The sequence below is a fragment of the Chitinophaga sp. genome (assembly GCF_039596135.1).
Lineage (GTDB): Bacteria > Bacteroidota > Bacteroidia > Chitinophagales > Chitinophagaceae > Chitinophaga.
Map to the genome: position 1 here is coordinate 1 of NZ_JBCNKH010000080.1, position 17,317 is coordinate 17,317.

Here is a 17,317-nt window from a genome sequence, read left to right on the forward strand (position 1 = left end):
TGTGGTGGTTTAGCAGGTATCGGATTGGTACTGCTGGAGGGGCTGAGTGGGCAGCCGGTGGATTGGGAGGAGGTTTTGATGATTATTTGATCGAATCCCCCTTCGTAGTAATTTTATAATCTTCATTTGAAATCCCTTTTACGCCTTTAGGTTTTTTACCCTTTGGCGGGGGCGTATACTGAATGATTGAATCATAAGCAGGAACGGGTGTGGGGATCACCAGTTGTTGGGTATCCTGTTTTTCCGGCAAAAGATCAGGAGTGGCGATTGTATCAACAGCAGGAACATCCTTCAATAAAATAGGGTCCTTCTTAATTTTAACCGGAGGGATGGGAGTAGTTATTTCTTCTTTTATGCTGTCTGCAGCAGTGAGTGTATCTGCAACTATTACCGTGTTTTCTGCCGGAGGTAATGTTTTTTTATTGGAAGTAAGATAGAATATCATTACCGAAGCAACTACGCATGCACCGGCAGAAATGACTACCCCTTTGCCCTTAAATTTAGGCATACGGGTTTTTTGGGGAGGTTGAACCACTCCATCGAGCTGGGCTTCAATGTCAGACCAGATAGCGTCGGACATGTCGGGTACAGGTACCTCGTTCAGCTTTGCTGCTATTAGTTTTTCGTATGGAGTGGTTGAATTCACTATGTTGTTAAGGCTGTTATTTTTTGTTGAAGAATTTTTCTGCCCTCGCTTAAATGCCATTTGCTGGTGCCTTCACTGATGCCTAGCCGGGCTGCAATTTCCTTGTGGGAAAATCCATCAATGGCGTATAGTACAAACACAGCATGTGTAGCCCTGGGCAGGCGCCTGATCAGTTTCAGGATATCGGCAGCATCTGTTTTTTCAATGATGCCATTGTTGATACTTGGTTCTTCTACTGTGTCTATTTCCAGGCTTACAAAACGGCTGCGTTGTTTAACATGGTCCAGCGATTCATTGATAACGATCTTTTTTAGCCAGCCGTGAAAGTTGCCTTTGGAGGCATCGAAGGTGTGGATACTGCGAAACATTTTCACAAATGCACAACTGAGGATGTCGGCGGCTTCATTTTCGTCGATAGCATAGCGCAGGGCAATAGACATAGCAAAGCTATAGGAATGCCGGTAAAGCTGTTCCTGTGCTTTCCTTATGCCTTGCTGGCAATCAGTTATAATATTGCTTAGATCCTGTTCCAGTTTTTACGAAAATTTACGATACGCTGCCGGCGTCAATGCTATTCTGATATTATTTACACAAGCGTCAATGCTATTTGTACAAAGGTCCTGCTATCACCATCCCTGATCATGCACCCGCCTTGCAAAGATAGCCGTTGAAATAGCTCCCACCACCAATCTCTCCGAAGCATCCAGTTCATTATAAAACCATACATCCTTTTTTATTAAATCCATCACTGCAATCACTCCCCCGGAAGTACTCAGTTCATATCCTGCCAGTAGCTTAAACGGCAAATCTTTTGTCTGCCCGTCTTTCGTTATTCTTTGCTTTACGTCGATGGGCTTTATAAAGATAGTATCCGTACCATTGGTAGCCATTCCATTATCCCCCGTATTTATAAAAGTGAACGGATTATGGTCTCCGCTCGCCTTCCGGTCGTAGACGTTGGTCAATATCATTTGCCAGTCTTTACCCACTTTGGTGCTATCTCCGCCTATAACTGCCGTGAATATATAATAATAATTCTGCAACTCGCTAAAGTTGTTGAAAATGGAATTGCTGGTAAACAGTGTGTATTGAGTTTCCTCCTTGATAGACATTTCATGTGCATACACTTCCAGGCGATTATTCGCATCAGCTATGCTATAATGAAATTTGCCTTTCTGATTTTCCACAACCCCATCCATGCTGATGCCCAGCTGGTTAAGGAAAAGGTTTTCCAGGTAATAGGCGCGGCCCCAACCGGGCGGATAAATGATAGTGATACCCCGCTTTACCCTGGATATCGTAAACTGATCAAGCGACATCCTGTTCCTCTTTGCTCCTTTTACATGTTGCTTCGTGGCCTGCTGCGTAAATGCATCCGGTATAGTCATCTTTAAGCTGGCGCAACCTGCTACCAGGCAGGTTACAGCCATTAATAATAAATTCCGCCTCATACGTCTTTTTGAAAAGATCAATTATAAAGGTATTGCTTTAGAAAAGCAACATCCTCCCTATAATACCTCCGTTTTATCCAAAAGGTTGGGTAGAAAAAAAATATTTTTTTACCCAACCTTCAGAAATTTTGAAAGGTATTACTATCAAACAAATAATTACACCTCTTTCAAATTTAAAGTATGAAAAAGATGAAACTGAACCTTGCTCTTGTACTGATTGCGACTATCCTGTTTTCCTGTAAGAAAGACAAAGAAGAAAATAAGCCAACTGGCTGTCCTATAACCGTGGAGGGACTGGCCGGTACTTATCGTTATACTTCGATAATGTACAAAGATAGTCCTAATGGTACTACTATAGACATGTTTGCTACTATGGAAGAATGTGAAAAGGAACAAACATTTGTATTAAAAGGGGATGGTACTTATACGTATTCTGATGCCTGTGCTGCTTCGGAGTCTTCCAGTGGTAACTGGCAGGTAAAAGACAATACGCTGGCAATAGATGACATGCAGGGGGGCACAATATCCTCTTATGATTGTAAAAAACTTGTTTATTATGTAAACAATGCGCTTCAGGAAGGCGACCGGATGACACTCACACTGGAAAAACAATAAGTAAAATAACCCCCTGGGAATCGTACCCGTCTCCATCAGGTATCCGGATAAAAAGGAGCCTGTATCAGATTTTGATACAGGTTCCACTCTCAGGTATTATGCCTTATTTAACGTAACTATAAACGTTGTACCGGCACCAAATTCACTTTTTACACTAATGGTACCACCTTCCGCCTCAATAAATTCCTTACTGATAGATAACCCCAGTCCTGTCCCTTCTTTTTTAGTACCGGGAATTCTAAAATACCTGTCGAAAACCTTACCCAGGTACTCCGGCGGTATACCCTGCCCCGTATCCGAAACCGAAAAATGTAATTTGCCGGGAGAATCAGTCACGTCCAGTGTCACTACCGAATATTCATAAGAATACCTGATAGCGTTTGAAATAAGATTAGTGATTACCCATGCTGTCTTTTCATTGTCAGCAATTACTTTAGGTACATTATCCGGTATATTTATCTGCAGCCGGATATTTTTTTGTTCCGCTGCAATTTTGTTAGCATTAGTCGCATAATTAATGATCTCTATTGGGTCTGTGGCAAAAGTAGAAATTTGAATAGACCCGCTTTCAACCTGGGTTACATTCAATAATTCTCCCGTTATTTTTAACAACCTGTTGGCATCATCTTTTATACTGTCCAGCAATTCTTTCTGGCCATCATTCACTATTCCCAGTTTCCCGTTTTCAAGCAATTGCAGGCTCATTTTAATTGAAGATATTGGGGTTTTCAATTCATGAGATACTGTTGCGATAAAGTTCGTTTTTGCAAAATCAAGTTCTTTATAGGGTGTAACGTTCTGTAAAAGCAGCACATTTCCTATCAGCTTTTCTTCCGTCTCACCGGTAGGTGTGATTTTAATAGGAATAATTTCCTTTTCAAAATAGCTCTCCTTCTGATCTGCATATATTTTGACAGTATTACCTGCCTTTATCTCTTTATCCTGGAATAAATCCTGGGCCAGTGACCTGATAAGGTCATTGTGAATAGCCACGTCCTGCACAGGTTTACCCAATACCTCCTCTAATCTGAGCCCGGTAATTTTTAACGCGATATCATTCATGAACAGCACCTGTCTATTTTCATCAAGACCAATCACCGGGTCCTGCAGGTTATTTATCAGTGTCTCAATCCTTTTTTTCTCCATCAGCAGCTTTTCCAGGTTCCCATCTTTATACTCCTGCAGCTTTTCTGCCATGGTATTAAATGCCCGGGCAAGATCGCTGAATTCACTGCTGCCTTTGAAGTGTAACCGCTCTGAATAGTTCTCTGCCGCTATTTCTTTGATACTCTCTGTAAGCTGTTTTATCGGGTCACCAATATTTCCCGGAAGATTCAGCAATAGAATAAAAGCGACAATGAAACTGGCAGCACCACAAAGGCTCACTATATAGGTGGCGTCTTTGTTCGACTGCCGGGCCATACTGCTCTTCCTGGTGATGGCCCGCATATTTACCATCATAATGTCTGTAATAACATTTTTGATATTTTTGAGTGCCACCTCATCTCCCGGATTGACCCTGATCTTTTCATAATTGGCTATCAGTTGCCCGGTCAGTTCCGATTCACCGGGTTCCGTTACATTCTGCTCCTGCAGCTTCAGGTTCTTTTGAAATAACCTTGCCTGCGCAGCATCCTGGATATTATTGTTCAGTGCCCGCAACATGTTGTGCGCATACTCCAGCGAATTGTAATTATCGGTCAGGATATTCCAGGTATTGTTATTTATCCTGTTCAGGCAAATAATGCTTACTGTGGTAAGCAGTGCGATCATGGTAAACAGGGTACCAATGCCCAGGAATAATTTAGGCTTGATTTTCATTTAGCTTAATATTATTAAATCAACATCATTGGAGGAAAGTTTTTTCAGCAACTGGTTGAACACGTTTGTGAAAAGAATAAGCCGTATAAGGCTGAAATGTGGCTTTCCAATACAAATGGTCGTGATTTTTCGTTCTTCAGTTTGTTGTACGATAGCCAGTGCGATGCGTGAATTCTCCACTTTAATAATCTCGGCACCCAGCTCTGTAGCTAACTTGAAATTGTTGATCAGGTGCCGCTGTTTATCCAATGCAATCTTATCCGCATTTTCAGCCGGTGTTTGCACATAAAGAACAAACCATTTACTGTTATAATAATTGGCCAGCCGGGCAGTTTTCCTGATCACTGTGCGGGCCGTTTTTTCGTTAGAGCTGATGCAGGCAAGGAATCGTTCTCTTTTAGCGGCCACCGTTTGAGGTACTTCCAGGTCTACTTTCCTTTCTACATGACTGGCCACTTCCTTTAGTGCCAGTTCCCGTAGCTGCAGGATATGTTCACTTTTGAAGAAATTATTTAAAGCGGCATTGATCTTTTCCTGCTGGTAAATTTTGCCTTCCCTGAGACGGGAGATCAGCTCGTCGGCCGTTAAATCAATATTTACAACTTCATCAGCCTGGGCAATTACACTATCAGGAATCCGTTCCCTGACCTCAATGCCGGTGATTGATTTAATTTCTTCATTGAGGCTTTCAATATGCTGAATGTTTACTGCACTGATCACATTAATACCTGCCTCAAGTAGTTCCAACACGTCCTGCCATCTTTTTTCATTTTTACTGCCTTCAATGTTGGTATGTGCCAGCTCATCTACTATGACCACTTCAGGCCGTAAGTTGATGACGGCCTGTAAGTCAAATTCTTCCAGTTCTTTTCCTTTGTAAAAAAGTTTTCTCCTGGGAAGGACGGGTAATCCTTCCAAAAGGTCATGGGTCTCCTTTCGATTATGTGTTTCAATGTATCCAATCTTTACATCAATCCCGTTCCTTAGCAGCGCATGTGCTTCCTGCAGCATCCTGTAGGTTTTGCCTACGCCGGCACTCATGCCTATGTACACCTTAAATTTCCCTTTCCTCGAATTTTTAATCAGGTTGAGGAAATGCTGAACAGTCTGATCTTTTTCAGTCATTAGAAAGAAATTGCTAAACTGGTGGTGATAAAAAAATTGTTGTTAGTCGCTGTTTGTTCTTTTAAGAATGTTTTGTCTTTTCCTGTGAATCCTCTTCCTTCTATCCTCCAACAAGCATTTGCAGCAATTGAGTAATCAAAGTTTAAAGAATATCCCCAGGTCTGAAAGCCGTTGGGAGTACCGGTACTTATAATCACGCCATGTTTATCGCTGTAATATTCTCCTCTTGCAGCAATGGCTATTTGGGGAACAGGTGAATACCTGGCTATCAATACAGGCGAATACCAGGTATTGTATTGGCTGCTACCTTTCGCCCTTTGTTCTGCGCCTATATCAAAACCGGCTATGATATTAAATTCAGCTGTTAAATTCATCTGGGTATAAAAGTTATGAAAATAGCGCATCTGTTTTATACTATCAGGTTTGTCCTGCCCAATAAAAGAACTACTGTTAAAGGTAAGCTTCTCATTGGGCTTAAAAGTCAGCTGATGGCCAAAGGCCGGCATATTATTCCCGTCGGGGCGCTGTATTCGTTGCCAGCCATTCAGGATGAGTGCACTTGCAAACCACTTATTATTCGGGGATGAATATGAAACTTTGACCCCGCTTTCATAATAGGGTGAGTTATCGGCAAGAATACTTCTTGTCAGGCTCCAGCAATCTTTTCCAACCGCACTTTCAAACCCGATATGAGAGGCAAAAATGCCTGCATCGATCCAGAGTTCATGTTTTTTGGACAGTTTTACACCTGCATTCGCTTCATATATATTTTTAAGCACGCCTGGCTCAGCAACCATGTTAGCGTTTGGATAAGTGCCCGCCATAATGGCCAGGTTAGCTCTTACATTGTCTTTTGCGTAGGCGGCCTTTATATAGCCCAGGTTCAGGTTCACTTCGTTATGCCTGTTAAAAGAGTATACAAATGACGGCCGGTTATGATTTGCCGGATTACCAAAATCATAACAGTAATAGGCTTCCAGGTATCCAGATATTTTCAAAGGTTTTTCTTCTTCTTTAGTTTGCGCACGTAGTTGGAGAACAGGCAGACAAAGTAATGCCCATATTATTTTCTTCATCAGGTAGAATTTAAATATGTCACTATTCAATCCTTGTTCCAAATGGGCTGAACATGTATAAGTAATTAATTAACAATTGGAAACTGAGTTTTGATTAAGTTGTCAATCTTCTCATTTTGAGAGGGTATTATCATTATGGAAGTTCGGGGAGGCAGATATTTATATTAATAATTCCCATTTTGAGAGGGTATTGTCGTTATGGGAAGGTTAAAGGCTTTATTCATTACTTCTTTCAGCTGACTTCCTGTCCACTTGCCAGCAACCAGGATACGCCTGATGGTAAAGTTGGTATCTGCAGATTGCTGATGACTATCCAGCTGGAAAGCGGCGATAAAACCCACCTGTTTCAGGTCCTTAACGACCTGTTCACTCCATGCGCCATAGGGATATGCAAAATAGCGGATAGCAGCACCGGTTATTTTCTCTAAATATTTTTTGGGTTTTATGAGCTGTTGGTCTATGCTATAGGTAGGATGTAGTGCAAGGTTAGGATGGTCCCATGTATGACATGCTATTATATGCCCTTGCGAAGCCATATCTTTGACCTCATCGGTAGTTAGCCAACCGGGTTTATTCAGGCAAACCGTCATGATGAAAAATACGCCTTTGAAGTGGAATTTGTTTAGTACCGGTACAGCTATGGTATAATGTTCCGCGTGACTGTCATCGAAGGTGATCATCATTGCTTTTGATGGGAGGGGAGCGCCCCTGTTCATATGTGCATACAATTCATCGGGGGTAATAGTTACATATCCATTATCATAGAAATATTGCAGTTGCTCATAAAAATGTTGTTTGCTGATGTGCAATGCATCTTCACCTGCTGTACCTATATTATGATAACACAGTACCGGCACCTGGTGAAATTGCAAATAGCATGACAATAGCAAATATAGGAGCATGTTTATTGATATTGTATATAAACTGGTGTTGGATACAATCTAAGCACCTCATCCGGTTGCATAATCGTTTGCCTGATAGGTGTAATATCATTTTTATAAAACAGCTTAAACCCTGTGTATTGCACAGGCTCTTTGGCCACAAAGTATTTATAAGTGCTCTTTTTCTTAGCAGGAAATCCGAATCCATCCATATTGATGACTATCTGTACCTGGTCGGCGGTATGGATCTCTTTGTAATGCGTGATCATTCCCTGTGTGAAGCGGTGCACGATGAGGATTTTAGGCGGCAGGTGGTATTTTAACACCAGTTCCTGCAGGTAGCTGCTGGCGTAATTGATATCCGCAGCGTCGAAGGTGCCGATCTTTGAACAAGGTATGGCACTGTCCTTCATAGAATATTCAGGATCTATGCCAAGGTGCACATCCGGCAGTCGCAAATATTTTTCCAGCGTTACCAGTTCCTCCTGCAGGGAACTATGGCCTACCTGCACATCCAGGATGATGATTGCATTGATCTGGTGTGCCATTTTCATCACGCTGTCAATTTGCTGCACCGGCATCCGCAGGCGGTACTTTTTGTCTTTTCCCGGTTTCCTTTGTGCCGTAATGGCGATATAATGCAAAGCAGGTTGTACGGGGAACATGGGATCTGCCGCCTGCCATTTCCGGGCTTCCGCCAGCAATTGAGCCTTCATTTTCTCCGGCGGCAACTCACCCAATATGCCCATTTGGGGAGAATACAGGTTGCCATAAAATGCAACGATCCGCTTGTAAGGGAGAATAGCGCCGGGCAGGGGTGGGACGGGGTTGAACTTCCAGGCAAGTGTGGGCGTGTCATGCAATAATCTCATCGCATGACTGTAGTAGCCCGTTGTGTCCATATGACCTCTTTGCTGAAGAGTAAATAATGAAAGTAACAACGGGATGATAAGCGCCAGCGCAAATGGTTTTTTATGTGCTGCCAGTGCCTGGTTTAAAAGTGTACCGATAATGTTATCCCTGCTCACTACTCCAATCACTTTTTTGTTTGATGACGTTACAGGCATCAAAACATCCGCTTTTGCCGGCAATTGATTCCAGATGTCTGTCAATTTACTGTCAGCTTTCACCGGGGTTATATCCGGGATAATAATATTTTTTAAGGATATTTCTTTTTTGCTGGTCAATAATGAAAATAAAATTATTTCCTTGTCCAGGATACCAACAATGTTACCATCGTCTGTCAATACATAATACCGGTCATTGCCAGTGCAGATGGTATGCAATAGTTCTTCCTGTGATGCCTGTACATTGATGGTTTTGAAATCGTGCGATATCACGTCCGATACACTTTCATCCTTCAGCAAAAAAGAAATGAAATAATTATCTTTTTCGATGGTTGAAGTGAAAAGAAGGAAACATCCATATAATATTAACAGCAGGTTGCCCGTCACTAGTCCGGCAATTGTGACCAGCAGACTGAATGCCCTGGTTATAAACAGGGCACTTCGAAAAGCAGTGTAGGCAGGGAAGATAAGCCCCAGTATTCCTTTGATTATTTTTCCCCCGTCCAGCGGCAGTGCAGGAACCAGGTTGATAATAGCCAATGCAATGTTGATGTTATATAAGAAATGAAAGAAATTGCTGGCATGGATGCTGGTTATAATAGCGCCTAATTTCCAGAAGGCGGTTCCTGCAGGTAGAAACGGAATCATTATAAGTGCCATGATAATATTCACAAGGGGGCCGGCAAGGCTGACAATTATTTCCTGGTGGGGATTGGCGGGTTGTTTTGTAAAGAATGTTAATCCACCAATGGGCAGCAACTGTATTTCCCGGATCGGAATTTTGTAGTGGATGGCTGCCAGGGCATGGCCCAGTTCATGCAGCAGTACGCAGGCGAATACAGCGAATAGTTCACTGATGATAAAAAGAGCGGTACTGACGGGCTCCCTTGCTATTACCTGCATAGAGAATATCCAGGCAATTAACAGCAGAAATGTCCAATGCAGCTTAATCGGAATCCCTTTGATGAAAAATATTTTATATGAATTTTTCATATGGAATTATGCTGATTTCTATCTGAAGTTAACACTCCGAATGTGTTGAAATCAATGACTTTGGTCAATTTTTTTGTTAATATTGTATCTCGTAATATTCTGAATATCAAAATTTTGTATGATGGCCGTCATTTTTGATGGAATAGGTTCTTCCGAAATTTAAAGCACCCCATTTATTCATTTATAAATTCCATAGCCATGAGGAAAGTATTCATTGCCTTTGATGGCACACATTATTCCGATGGAGCGTATGAATTGGCAAAGAGATTAAATGAAAGTGAAAAGATATTATTGATCGGAGTATTCCTGCCAGCGTTAGATTTTACAGAACTGAATTATGTATTAGATAGTGGCGGTATTTATGTGCCTGAGCAGCAGGAAATTGATGAAGATCAATTGGCCGAAAATATTAAAAGGTTTAAAGACGAATGTACCAGGAATGATATTGAGTTCCGGGTGCATGAAGATGATTCTCCCTATTCACTACTAAGGTTAAAGAAAGAAAGCAGGTTTGCTGATCTGATGATTATTGGCAGCCAGCAATTCTATGAAAACCTGCAGGAGGATGTCGCTGATGAGATTCTCCGGGATATTCTTCATGATGCGGAATGCCCGGTCATCATAGCGCCTGAAAAGTTTAACTTCCCCGAAAACATCATTCTGGCTTATGATGGCAACAGGTCTTCAGTTTTTGCTATCAAAATGTTCGCTTACCTCTTCGGCGACCTGTGTAAGGGGAATACCACACTGGTATATGCCACCCGTAAGTTTCAGAATTCCCTGCCGGACGAAGATTATATAAAAGAACTGGCTGCCCGGCATTACAGTGATCTGACTTTCCAGGAACTGGAATTGCACAGATTAGATGACTTCCATACCTGGCTAAAAGAGATTAAAAATCCTATCCTTGTAACAGGGGCATTTGGCCGGTCAGGATGGTCAGATATCTTTAAGAAGAGTTTTTGCATCACCGATATTCATGAGCACAGATATCCCGTTTTTATTGCTCATAATTCATAAATTATTTCATGATTTCTATTTTCCGTAACCGGAGGGAAAACAAGAAAATGAACAATCCCACTCCAAAGAATGCCATGCCTGTAAATATGCCTATTGTAAATCCTGTAATAACAGGATTCCAAAGCAGCAGTATAGCAAGCAGCAGGGATAAAATACTTGCCGTAAATAACCATAGCCAGCTGATCCCATCATACAACCTTAAGCTAAATGATAATCCCATCATCATAACCGAACGAAACATCAGGGAAATAGCAAGCAGGTAAGAAAGCCCGGCAATTGAAATTTCAGGATATATGACAATACCAATGAAAAGATCTGTTAGCCCGGCAGCAATCCGCCAGGCTCTGCTTTCAAAGAATTGCTCTTTTAGTATACCCATGGTGATTTCTGCAATACCGCCAATGATAAAGGAAATACTGAATAGTATGCTGAGCAGGTAATAGGTTTTGAAAGGAAGGATGGTCATCCCTGCGCCTGCCAGCATGAAAAGCAGGCCGATACAGAAGGGCAGGCCCCAGTAACGCCTGAAATGTGAGGTTGCGGGTTTCATGGTTATTATTTTTTAAATCAGGAAGTTTTTTTTACGCCCAGCAATGCATAAATCGGACACCACCCAATAATCCCTGTTATTACTAAGATGCCGGCTATTGCCATCAGTGCATATGCTGAAGGGCCTGAAAGTTGATTGGCATAAAAAAGTATTGCAATGGAAACTCCCATAAATATCCGGACACCTCGGTCAATTTTTCCAACATTTCTTTTCATAAAAGTTGGTTTTGATGCTATACTAAGTTAGATATATTGCTCATTAAAAGCATTGATTTATATCATGGCCACCAAAACGAATTGCTGACCTTGTTTATAATTTCCCCATGCATGTGATTGGTGGCATTCGGATTGGGGAATGCCATGGTTGCTGGTATTTAGTAGCAAACAAGTTATTTTAGCTATTGAAAAATTAAGTGAGGTGACGAATGTTAATGTTATTGATTGTTGGATAGATTAAATTGTGGATTGTAGGTAATTAATAGCTGTTATGCAGGCGAATAATGAGAAAATGAGAGCGATGGTACTTCACCAGATCGGGCATCCATTGATACCGACAGCCATTGATATTCCCATTCCGGATGCCGATCAGTTATTGCTGAAGGTGATCGCCTGCGGTATTTGCAGAACAGACCTGCATATAGTGGATGGGGAACTGCCACATCCGAAATTGCCATTGGTACCCGGGCATGAGATAGTCGGCACTGTAGTTCAGGTGGGACAAAATGTGAAAGCATTTAAAGCAGGTGATATTGTTGGTGTACCCTGGCTGGGGTATACCTGTAATCAATGCAGGTATTGTAAACGACACCAGGAGAACTTGTGCGAGCGTGCACTATTTACAGGCTATACCATGAATGGTGGTTATGCTGAATATACGGTTGCGTATGCGCAATATTGTTTTCCTATGCCAGCCATGTATGCCAATGCTGCCGGTGCCCCATTATTATGTGCCGGTTTTATTGGCTACCGGTCCTGGAATAAGATCCGTGACGATGCAGAAAACATCGGTATCTATGGTTTTGGTGCAGCAGCACATATCCTCACACAGATTGCGGCATTTAAAAAGAAGAATATCTATGCATTTACCCGGCGGGGCGATAGTTTATCTCAAATGTTTGCATTGGATAACGGTGCTAAATGGGCAGGTGATTCCAACACTCATGCACCTGTGAAACTGGATGCCGCCATTATATTTGCAACCGATGGAAACCTGGTTCCTATCGCATTACGAAACCTTGAAAAAGGTGGACAGGTGATATGTGGCGGCATACATATGAGTGATATTACCCCTTTCCCTTATAGTTATCTTTGGGAGGAGAGGTCTATTCAATCAGTCGCGAATTTAACCCGTGAGGACGGAGAATTGTTATTACAGGTTGCACCCCAGGTGCCGGTCAGAACCACTGTTCGCCTGTATTCGCTGGAAGAGGCGAATGATGCATTGAATGATCTGAGAGCAGGGAAATTAAAAGGTGCTGCGGTGCTTGTTTTGTAATGATTGGTAAGTTATTTTATAGATTTCAAACCACGCTATGCTCACAAAAGCTGTTCCCATGCAAATGAGAATTTCCCCCGGAGATAATATCACCTGGTTGAAAAAATTTACCACCTGTGGAACAAAAAGAATAGCAGAAATTGCCATAAATACAAATAAAATCAGCCATCCGGACAAAGGATTATGAATTTTTAGGGTATGCAGTACGCTCCTGTTGAATGACCTGTTTGAAAAGGTAAGGAAGAAATTTGCAAATAGCAGCGTGGTGAAAAGCATAGTGCGGATCTCCGTCAAAGGCTTCATTGGTAAATAAATATAGAACAATGCCATAATGCCTGCCGCAATCGTTATTCCCAGTAATGAACTGATCAGTATTTCCTTATTGGCAAGTAATGAGTGCATTCTCTTTTGAGGAGGTAACCGCATATATTCAGGATCTACCGGTTCCTTTTCATAAAAAAGAGAGCAAATAGGTGTCATCATCAACTCGAGGGTAATGATATGAATCGGGAAAAGAAGGGGTGTACCTTTTAAGTTTAAAAATGTTGGCAGGGTAACGGTAATGATAATTGGAATATGGATAGAAATAATGTACCGGATGGCTTTCCTGAGGTTGATGTTTATTTTCCGTCCCTGCTCTACCGCCACGGGCAATTTTGAGAGGTTATCATCTGTAATAACCAGGTCTGCCGCCTGCCTGGCAGTATCACTTCCTTTTCCACCCATAGCGATCCCTATATGCGCTGCTTTTAATGCCGGCGCATCATTCACTCCATCTCCCGTCATACCGGTTATTTCATGGAAATTTCTGAGGGTTTCAATTACTTTTAATTTTGCATCCGGAAACATCCTGTAGTAAACGGTTGTTTGCTGCAGCTGCTTATATATTTCTGCCTCATTCATATCCATAATCTCGTTGCCCGATATTGCTGAACCATTATGACTGATGCCGGCTTCCTGGGCTATAGCACCTGCTGTTGCCTTGTGATCTCCTGTCAGCAGCAATGTTTTGATACCAGCTGCTGATAAAGTTTCAATCACGGTGGCAGCTTCTTTTCTGATGGGGTCATGAAATGCTATTAGTCCTTCAAACTGCCATTTCCAGTTATCCTGCAGCGCGGGAATAGGATCCTGTTCATTTGCCATGGCACTGGCTACACCCAGTACCCTGTATCCCTTTTCTCCCATTTGGGTCAGGTAGGCCAATACCCGGGCGTCTTCCAACCCTGTTACCCGTAAAATCCTTTCCGCAGCACCTTTTGCGGCGGCGATTACCTGGTTGTTTACTTTATAGACATGTGTCATCATAGGTGGGGAGCCATCCAGGTTATACTCATGTATCATTGGCGGAAAATGGTATTGTCCGGGCCCGAGGGTGGCAGCATATTTATGAATTACTTTTTCCATTTGATCAAATGGAGTTGTTTCGCTGGCCAGTAAGGCATAGTAAAACAGTGAGCGGTCTCCGGGGGCGGAGTCGGGGTGGATGGAAGATAGTTGACCCGTGTGATGATTATACACCATGGCAATATCCATCCTGTTTTCTGTAAGCGTACCGGTTTTGTCCAGGCAGAGGTAGGTCATGATACCGAGGTCTTCGATTACCTGTGGTTTTTTGCAGATGATGCCAGACCGGCTCATTTGATAGGCGCCGAGGGCCATAAAAGATGAAAAGGCCACGGGTATTTCTTCAGGAATTGCTACCATTGCGATCGTCAGGGCAGAGAGGAGGCTTAGCGCAATATTTCCTGTGTGCAGCAACTGGTTTATGAATATGATAATGAAACTAAAAAAGCCGGCGATGGCCAGCTTGTACATAATACTCCTGGTTTGCTGCTGCATGAGTGTTTTGCTGTTATCCAGGGTATGGAGAGATTGTTTTAGTTTGCCCAGCTGGGTGTACCTGCCTGTTTTTGTTACCACTGCGGTGCAACTACCTGAATTGATGGTGGTACCCTGGTAAATATATTTATCACCGTCTGCTGATTTGGATACGGGAAATGATTCTCCCGTCAGCATGGCTTCATTTGTTGTGAGATCATTTGAGAAGAGTATTTCTGCGTCTGCAGGAATGACATCGCCTTCCTGTAGCAAAATAATATCGGATGGCAGGAGTTCGATGACGGGAATTTTTGTTTGAATACTGTTCCTGATTACAGTGATCAGAGGGTTGGTATATTCTTTGAGTGCATTGATGGCGTTTTCGCTTTTGATATCCTCGTATATAGAGATAACAGAAATGATGAACAAAGCGATTAGCATGGTAATAGCATCTTTGGGACTATTTAATACCAGGTATAAGATGCTGGCCAGCACCAGGCAGAGGAACATGGGTTCTGTAAATAAATTTTCCAGGTATCTTACTGCCAGTTTTTTTCTTTTTGTTTGCACCAGGTTGGGGCCATGTTTTTTTTGTAAGGCGGGGAGGTCTTCGTTTTTGATTCCTGAAATTTCTTTATATAAGATGGTAGCTTGTTTCATATAATCAAATTAACCAGTTTTTGCCCATATTGTTCTTTTGTAATTGAGGTTGTTGCTGGTTAAATGTACACTTTGAAAAGGTGTTCCTTCAATGATGGATATCAATGTTTGTCATGATGGGGCTTAATTTTTTTTGATGAGGGAAATTTCAACTTTAGGGTAAGCAAAAATTACCTGATTTTTTAACGTTAAAACCCCCAAATATGAAAAATTATCAAAAAGCCATTTCAGTTATTGCTTCTCTGGCTCTTGCCGGGGCTGCAATCGGTGCATTCTTTACAAAGACAGAAAAGGGTAGAAGGATGCTTGCAGATTTAAAGAAAAAGAAAGAGTGTAATGGTAAAGAGTCAATCGAAACTCTTTGAGCTAATATTAAACAGTGAACGTAAAAAAACAAAGCTGCGGGTGGGTTAATCCACCCGCATATCAGCCTTACTGAACACTGCTGAAATCGGTGTGGCGGGGCCAATTGGCTCATGCCGTTAACCTAAGGTAATGTTCCATTAACCGGAGGTATTTTACAGTTTGCCGGAGATATTCTTTTTTTGTTATCTCATTGTCTGTACTGCCGGCCCTGAGGCTATTCACTTTTGCCCTTACATTTGCCCGGTAGCTTTTATAATAAACAAATAGTAACTGCTCGTCAATCGAATTCATGGCAGGAGAAATTTCGTTGTAATAGCTGACGAACATATCAGATAGGTCCTGTCTGTCTGCAGCATCCAGGTCCATACAAAGAAAAGCAATTTCATTTAGTATATCTATTTGCCTGAAACTGTCATTAAATTCAATACAGTCAAATGGCTGGGGATCTGGCAACAAAAAGATGTTCCTGGTATGAAGATCACCGTGGCAGTCCCGGATATAACCGTTTTGAACTCTCTGCAATAGTAATGATGCATTTTGTTTAATGAAGCGGTCGGAAATATGGATAGACTGCTCAATAATTGCACAGTCAGCTGCGCTGATATTCGTGCTTAAGAACTGTACTTCATTGCCAAGGTCATTGAATTGGCTGGCCAGTTCAAAGGGATCTATTTCATATATTTTAGTTGTGTATTTATGGAAATTCGCAATTTTTTCTGCCAGTTTTCTGATGTTTTCGGGTGTGACTTTATTATTTGATAGTAGCACATCCATTTGCAGGTTTCCATCTACCTTTGCCATCCTGACTGCGTAGTCAGCAATATCTCCTTCGTCTTCGCCAATACTATAATGCCCGGATTTTGTGCTGACAGGCAGCACGTCTATGTAAATATTTTCGGTGAGCCGTTTATTGAGGGTTATTTCCTGTTCACAGTAATATTTTCTTTTTTCCAGGGTAGAGAAATCAAGGAAGGAGTAATGAACTGGTTTTTTAATTTTATAGACATGCTTATCCGCCGCAATTACCCATGAGATATGGGTTTCTATCAGCCGGGGCTGTTCCTGTGCATGTCTGCCCATATCAGTTAATAATTGATCAATTTGCGCTTTTGTCATTTCTTAATTGTATGTATTGGTGGGCAATTTCAAGCATTTCAGTAATGTTTTCATTGGTGGAGTGCAGGGTTAAATGTGGTTCTTGCAGTGGTTCCCACTGTGATTGTATTAACTTGTAGACGTTGAAATCAGCCTCACTGTCTGCCCGGGGTTGCTTTAGTCTTTCCCGGATAACAGATTCATCTGCCCTCACTTCAATAAAGATAATGGTACAGACAGGTTGGGCGTGTTTTATATATTTTTGCCGGAGGCTATTTAAGTAAAATGTTCCATCCAGTATAATGTTTCTTCCTTCGGTGATAGCCAGCTGCATCCTGTGAAGCATCTCCTCGTATACCTGTTCCTTTTCACTGGCAGAATATGTTCTGTTTGGTATCATGGCTTTCCTGATACGATCGCTACTGGCATATTCTGCCTGCAGTACACCGGCGAGGCGTTCTGCAAAGTAGCTTTTCCCTGATCCCGGCAAGCCCATGATGATGATGACCATACCTGTATTTTGATGAAAGGTAATTAAAATAGCGGGATCGATATTTGATAATAATCAGTTATAGATTTTATGGTAATGCGTAATTCCAGATAGGATGACCAATGTTAATGTTTGTCGAACATTAA

General features: G+C 41.9%; 17 protein-coding genes. 4 read left to right on the forward strand and 13 right to left on the reverse strand.

Translation table 11 applies throughout. The annotated features are described in order from the left end of the window. Window positions 1-82 precede the first annotated feature (82 nt). The 3 genes from ABDW16_RS27185 to ABDW16_RS27195 form a co-directional block, all read right to left on the reverse strand. Complete coding sequence (locus ABDW16_RS27185; RefSeq protein ID WP_343674183.1) at window positions 83-646, reverse strand: hypothetical protein; 564 nt, start codon at window positions 644-646, stop codon at window positions 83-85. Then, entirely contained in the window at window positions 646-1,179 is a 534-nt protein-coding gene (locus ABDW16_RS27190; protein WP_343674221.1) for an RNA polymerase sigma factor, read from the reverse strand. The genes ABDW16_RS27185 and ABDW16_RS27190 overlap by 1 nt, the downstream gene beginning before the upstream one ends. A gap of 93 nt (window positions 1,180-1,272) precedes the next feature. Beyond that, window positions 1,273-2,076, reverse strand: coding sequence for a hypothetical protein (locus tag ABDW16_RS27195; RefSeq protein WP_343674185.1), 804 nt, complete (start codon window positions 2,074-2,076; stop codon window positions 1,273-1,275). Window positions 2,077-2,277: 201 nt separating this feature from the next. On the opposite strand from ABDW16_RS27195, the gene ABDW16_RS27200 reads away from it, so the two are divergent. Next, a complete protein-coding gene (locus ABDW16_RS27200) occupies window positions 2,278-2,712 on the forward strand; it encodes a lipocalin family protein (protein WP_343674187.1) in 435 nt (144 codons plus the stop codon). Window positions 2,713-2,808: 96 nt separating this feature from the next. Here ABDW16_RS27200 and ABDW16_RS27205 read toward each other — a convergent pair whose 3' ends face one another. The 5 genes from ABDW16_RS27205 to ABDW16_RS27225 form a co-directional block, all read right to left on the reverse strand. Continuing rightward, entirely contained in the window at window positions 2,809-4,533 is a 1,725-nt protein-coding gene (locus ABDW16_RS27205; RefSeq protein ID WP_343674189.1) for an ATP-binding protein, read from the reverse strand. Then, a complete protein-coding gene (locus ABDW16_RS27210; protein WP_343674190.1) occupies window positions 4,534-5,658 on the reverse strand; it encodes a sensor protein KdpD in 1,125 nt (374 codons plus the stop codon). It lies immediately after the preceding gene. Next, window positions 5,658-6,734 (reverse strand): porin, encoded by a 1,077-nt coding sequence (locus ABDW16_RS27215; RefSeq protein WP_343674191.1) that lies wholly within the window; start codon window positions 6,732-6,734, stop codon window positions 5,658-5,660. Before ABDW16_RS27215 ends, ABDW16_RS27210 begins: the two co-directional genes overlap by 1 nt. A 164-nt stretch (window positions 6,735-6,898) precedes the next feature. Beyond that, entirely contained in the window at window positions 6,899-7,636 is a 738-nt protein-coding gene (locus tag ABDW16_RS27220; protein WP_343674192.1) for a polysaccharide deacetylase family protein, read from the reverse strand. A 2-nt stretch (window positions 7,637-7,638) separates the two neighbouring features. Further along, window positions 7,639-9,675, reverse strand: coding sequence for a site-2 protease family protein (locus tag ABDW16_RS27225; protein WP_343674193.1), 2,037 nt, complete (start codon window positions 9,673-9,675; stop codon window positions 7,639-7,641). A gap of 198 nt (window positions 9,676-9,873) precedes the next feature. Between ABDW16_RS27225 and ABDW16_RS27230 the strand changes: the two genes are divergently transcribed. Further along, window positions 9,874-10,695 (forward strand): universal stress protein, encoded by an 822-nt coding sequence (locus ABDW16_RS27230; protein WP_343674195.1) that lies wholly within the window; start codon window positions 9,874-9,876, stop codon window positions 10,693-10,695. Window position 10,696: 1 nt separating this feature from the next. On the opposite strand, the gene ABDW16_RS27235 is transcribed toward ABDW16_RS27230, so the two are convergent. Both ABDW16_RS27235 and ABDW16_RS27240 read right to left on the reverse strand, forming a co-directional pair. Continuing rightward, window positions 10,697-11,245, reverse strand: a complete 549-nt coding sequence (locus ABDW16_RS27235; protein ID WP_343674197.1) for a DUF308 domain-containing protein — start codon at window positions 11,243-11,245, stop codon at window positions 10,697-10,699. 17 nt (window positions 11,246-11,262) lie between these two features. Beyond that, complete coding sequence (locus ABDW16_RS27240) at window positions 11,263-11,460, reverse strand: DUF2892 domain-containing protein (protein ID WP_343674198.1); 198 nt, start codon at window positions 11,458-11,460, stop codon at window positions 11,263-11,265. A 271-nt stretch (window positions 11,461-11,731) separates the two neighbouring features. On the opposite strand from ABDW16_RS27240, the gene ABDW16_RS27245 reads away from it, so the two are divergent. Further along, window positions 11,732-12,739 carry a zinc-dependent alcohol dehydrogenase family protein gene (locus ABDW16_RS27245; protein WP_343674200.1) on the forward strand — a complete coding sequence of 336 codons (1,008 nt, stop codon included), beginning with the start codon at window positions 11,732-11,734 and terminating at the stop codon, window positions 12,737-12,739. On the opposite strand, the gene ABDW16_RS27250 is transcribed toward ABDW16_RS27245, so the two are convergent. Continuing rightward, a complete protein-coding gene (locus tag ABDW16_RS27250; protein ID WP_343674201.1) occupies window positions 12,710-15,220 on the reverse strand; it encodes a cation-translocating P-type ATPase in 2,511 nt (836 codons plus the stop codon). The two genes, ABDW16_RS27245 and ABDW16_RS27250, sit on opposite strands and share 30 nt — an antisense overlap. Before the next feature lie 203 nt (window positions 15,221-15,423). Between ABDW16_RS27250 and ABDW16_RS27255 the strand changes: the two genes are divergently transcribed. Next, window positions 15,424-15,585 (forward strand): hypothetical protein, encoded by a 162-nt coding sequence (locus tag ABDW16_RS27255; protein WP_343674202.1) that lies wholly within the window; start codon window positions 15,424-15,426, stop codon window positions 15,583-15,585. Between the two features lie 109 nt (window positions 15,586-15,694). On the opposite strand, the gene ABDW16_RS27260 is transcribed toward ABDW16_RS27255, so the two are convergent. Continuing rightward, window positions 15,695-16,702 carry a hypothetical protein gene (locus ABDW16_RS27260; RefSeq protein WP_343674203.1) on the reverse strand — a complete coding sequence of 336 codons (1,008 nt, stop codon included), beginning with the start codon at window positions 16,700-16,702 and terminating at the stop codon, window positions 15,695-15,697. Beyond that, complete coding sequence (locus ABDW16_RS27265) at window positions 16,683-17,192, reverse strand: AAA family ATPase (RefSeq protein WP_343674205.1); 510 nt, start codon at window positions 17,190-17,192, stop codon at window positions 16,683-16,685. Before ABDW16_RS27265 ends, ABDW16_RS27260 begins: the two co-directional genes overlap by 20 nt. Between the last annotated feature and the right edge of the window lie 125 nt (window positions 17,193-17,317).

Bases quoted from the DNA above. Each gene is read 5' to 3' on its own strand.
- ABDW16_RS27205 (WP_343674189.1), bottom strand. From the start codon at position 4,533: ATGAAAATCAAGCCTAAATTATTCCTGGGCATTGGTACCCTGTTTACC.
- ABDW16_RS27265 (WP_343674205.1), bottom strand. From the start codon at position 17,192: ATGGTCATCATCATCATGGGCTTGCCGGGATCAGGGAAAAGCTACTTT.
- ABDW16_RS27250 (WP_343674201.1), bottom strand. From the start codon at position 15,220: ATGAAACAAGCTACCATCTTATATAAAGAAATTTCAGGAATCAAAAAC.
- ABDW16_RS27225 (WP_343674193.1), bottom strand. From the start codon at position 9,675: ATGAAAAATTCATATAAAATATTTTTCATCAAAGGGATTCCGATTAAG.
- ABDW16_RS27200 (WP_343674187.1), top strand. From the start codon at position 2,278: ATGAAAAAGATGAAACTGAACCTTGCTCTTGTACTGATTGCGACTATC.
- ABDW16_RS27245 (WP_343674200.1), top strand. From the start codon at position 11,732: ATGCAGGCGAATAATGAGAAAATGAGAGCGATGGTACTTCACCAGATC.
- ABDW16_RS27260 (WP_343674203.1), bottom strand. From the start codon at position 16,702: ATGACAAAAGCGCAAATTGATCAATTATTAACTGATATGGGCAGACAT.
- ABDW16_RS27210 (WP_343674190.1), bottom strand. From the start codon at position 5,658: ATGACTGAAAAAGATCAGACTGTTCAGCATTTCCTCAACCTGATTAAA.
- ABDW16_RS27195 (WP_343674185.1), bottom strand. From the start codon at position 2,076: ATGGCTGTAACCTGCCTGGTAGCAGGTTGCGCCAGCTTAAAGATGACT.
- ABDW16_RS27235 (WP_343674197.1), bottom strand. From the start codon at position 11,245: ATGAAACCCGCAACCTCACATTTCAGGCGTTACTGGGGCCTGCCCTTC.
- ABDW16_RS27215 (WP_343674191.1), bottom strand. From the start codon at position 6,734: ATGAAGAAAATAATATGGGCATTACTTTGTCTGCCTGTTCTCCAACTA.
- ABDW16_RS27255 (WP_343674202.1), top strand. From the start codon at position 15,424: ATGAAAAATTATCAAAAAGCCATTTCAGTTATTGCTTCTCTGGCTCTT.
- ABDW16_RS27230 (WP_343674195.1), top strand. From the start codon at position 9,874: ATGAGGAAAGTATTCATTGCCTTTGATGGCACACATTATTCCGATGGA.
- ABDW16_RS27240 (WP_343674198.1), bottom strand. From the start codon at position 11,460: ATGAAAAGAAATGTTGGAAAAATTGACCGAGGTGTCCGGATATTTATG.
- ABDW16_RS27220 (WP_343674192.1), bottom strand. From the start codon at position 7,636: ATGCTCCTATATTTGCTATTGTCATGCTATTTGCAATTTCACCAGGTG.